This window comes from Sutterella sp. KLE1602, assembly GCF_001578585.1.
GTDB lineage: Bacteria > Pseudomonadota > Gammaproteobacteria > Burkholderiales > Burkholderiaceae_F > Sutterella > Sutterella wadsworthensis_A.
Genome location: NZ_KQ968539.1, coordinates 1 through 2,766, shown reverse-complemented (window position 1 = coordinate 2,766; position 2,766 = coordinate 1). Strand labels below are relative to the sequence as shown.

Here is a 2,766-nt window from a genome sequence, read left to right as displayed (position 1 = left end):
GAAACCCTCCCACTTCAGTGGTGAGGTTGTTTAGCAGAGCCGAGCCATGACAGAAAAAGATGCCGCCGGCGGGATCGTCCTCGCCGAGGACGCCGCGCCGAAGACCGCCTTCGATCCGCATCAGGAGATCAGGACCCTTCCGAACCTGCCCGGATGCTACCGCTACTTCGACACAGCGGGCGCATGCCTCTACGTCGGCAAGGCGCGCGACCTCAAGAAGCGCGTCTCGTCCTACTTCCGCAATCCCGCGGGGCTCTCCCCGCGCATCGCGATCATGGTGAGCCAGATCGCCAGACTCGAGACCACCGTCACGCGCAGCGAGGCGGAGGCCCTTCTTCTTGAGAACAACCTCATCAAGACGCTGAGCCCGAAGTACAACATCCTCTTCAGGGACGACAAGAGTTATCCCTATCTGAGGCTCGGTCCCGAGGCGTTTCCGCGGCTCTCCTACTATCGCGGCGGCGTCGACCGCAAGTCCCGCTTCTTCGGGCCCTATCCCAACGGGACGGCCGTGCGCGAGGCGATCCAGATCATGCAGAAGGTCTTCGGCCTGAGGACCTGCGAGAACTCCGTCTTCTCGAACCGTGACCGCGCGTGCCTGCTCGGCCAGATCGGCCGCTGCTCGGCGCCCTGCGTGGGCGCCGTCACGAAGGATGACTACGCGAAGGACATCGAGCGCGCCGCCGCCTTTCTCGAGGGGCGCACGCGCGACATCGTCGAGGATTATGAAAGACGCATGTGGGAGGCATCCGAGGCCTGGGCCTTCGAGAAGGCCGCCTTCTACAGGGACCGCATCGCGGCGCTCACGACCGTGCAGCATCAGCAGGCGATCGAGACGACGGGCGGCGACACAGACGCGGACGTCGTGGCGGTCGCCGTTTCGGGCGCCGTCGCCTGCGTCAACCTCGCGATGGTCAGGGGCGGGCGCCATCTCGGCGACCGTCCGTGCTTCCCGAAGCTCGGCGTCAGGAGCGAGTCGCTCATGCCCTCGAAGGCCGAGATCATGACGGCCTTCGTGCGCCAGCACTACGGCGACGGGATGCCGGTGCCCAACGTCATCATCCTCGACGGCGCCGTCATGTCCGACGAGGAGCGCCACGAGACGGTCGAGGCCGTCGCCGAGGCGATGTCGGCCGCGGCCGGAAGGCGCGTCACGGTGGTGGCGGAGCCGCGCGAGACGCGCAGGCGCTGGCTCGAGATGTGCGCGAAGGGTGCCGAGATCGCGCTTGCGCGCCACCTTCAGGAGGAAGGCAGCCAGCTCGCAAGACTCAGGGAGCTCATCGACATCCTCGGGTTCGAGCCCGACGACGGCGATCCGATGAACTTCCGCGTCGAGTGCTTCGACATCTCGCACACGGCGGGCGAGGCCACGCAGGCCTCCTGCGTCGTCTTCTCCGAGGGCCGCATGCAGTCCGCCCTCTACAGGCGCTTCAACATCACGGGCATCGAGCCAGGTGACGACTACGCGGCCATGCGCCAGGTGCTCGAGCGCCGCTACAGGCCCGTGACGCGCGGCGAGGCCGTGCTGCCGAGCGTCGTGCTCGTCGACGGCGGCAAGGGGCAGGTCGAGATGGCCAGACAGGTCTTCACTGAGCTCGGACTCGATCTTTCCGTCATCGTCGGCGTCGCCAAGGGCGAGGGCCGCAAGGTGGGTCTCGAGACCCTGATCTTCCCCGAGATCGACGGCGTGCGCCGCGAGCCGCTCGTGCTCGGCACCATGAGCCGCGCGCTCATGCTCATCGCCGAGATCCGCGACGAGGCCCACCGCTTCGCCATCACGGGCATGCGCGCCAAGCGCGCGAAGACCCGTCAGTCGAGCCGGCTCGAGGATCTCGAGGGGATCGGACCCAAGCGCCGCGCGAAGCTTCTCACGCATTTTGGCGGCATGAAGCAGCTTTCGAACGCCTCGGCCGAAGATATTGCGCGAGTCGACGGCATTTCCGCCGCGCTCGCGGCTAAAATCTATGCTCAGCTCCACGGGAGCCAGTAAAAAAGCGACAAGGACCCGCACATGCCCAAACTCAAGCCCCCATTCAAGCTCAACGTCCCGATGCTCCTCACCTGGATGCGCATCGCGATGATTCCGCTCGTCATCGGCATCTTCTATCTTCCCGAAACGTGGATGACGATGGGGACGAAGAACGCGACCGCCATGCTGATGTTCGTCATCGCCGCCATCACCGACGCGCTTGACGGCTTCCTCGCCCGCCGCTATCAGGGCTGGGCCACGCCCATGGGCGCCTTCCTCGATCCCGTCGCCGACAAGCTCCTCGTGAGCGCCGCGCTCGTCGCCCTCGTGGGCCTCGACCGATGCGACATGCTCGTCGCCCTCGTCATCATCGGCCGCGAGATCACGGTCTCCGCCCTGCGCGAGTGGATGGCCAAGGTCGGCGCCTCGGGCGCCGTCAAGGTCAACTGGTTCGGCAAGATCAAGACCATTGCCCAGATGACCGCCATCCCGATGCTCCTCTGGTGGGATCCCGTCGTCGTTAGCACGAGCCTCCTGAGCGGCGAGCTCAACATCGCCTTCCTCGGTCGCGTCCTCATCATCGTCGCCGCCGTGCTCACCATCTATTCGATGTACGTCTACCTCATGGCCGCCCGCAAGGCTCTCACGGCTCCCGCGTCCGACGCACTCTGAGAACGACTCCCGAGACGAACCCGGAAGCGAATCCGGAAATCAAAAAAACGCCGCGGTCCGCGGCGTTTTTCATGGTGCGCCCCGCATGGGCGATCTCTACAGGGTGAAAGTCCCGAAGGCAGGGT

General features: G+C 65.7%; 2 protein-coding genes. Both read left to right on the top strand.

Annotation, left to right across the window (positions count from 1 at the left end; all coding sequences use genetic code 11):
- The first annotated feature begins 46 nt into the window (after window positions 1–46).
- The gene (gene uvrC, locus HMPREF3036_RS06580) at window positions 47–1,990 is read left to right on the top strand and encodes an excinuclease ABC subunit UvrC (RefSeq protein WP_082897387.1); all 1,944 of its coding nucleotides are present in this window, start codon (window positions 47–49) and stop codon (window positions 1,988–1,990) included.
- Window positions 1,991–2,011: 21 nt separating this feature from the next.
- On the top strand, window positions 2,012–2,641 hold the full coding sequence (gene pgsA / locus HMPREF3036_RS06575) for a CDP-diacylglycerol--glycerol-3-phosphate 3-phosphatidyltransferase (protein WP_005436493.1): 630 nt from the start codon (window positions 2,012–2,014) through the stop codon (window positions 2,639–2,641).
- Window positions 2,642–2,766 lie beyond the last annotated feature (125 nt).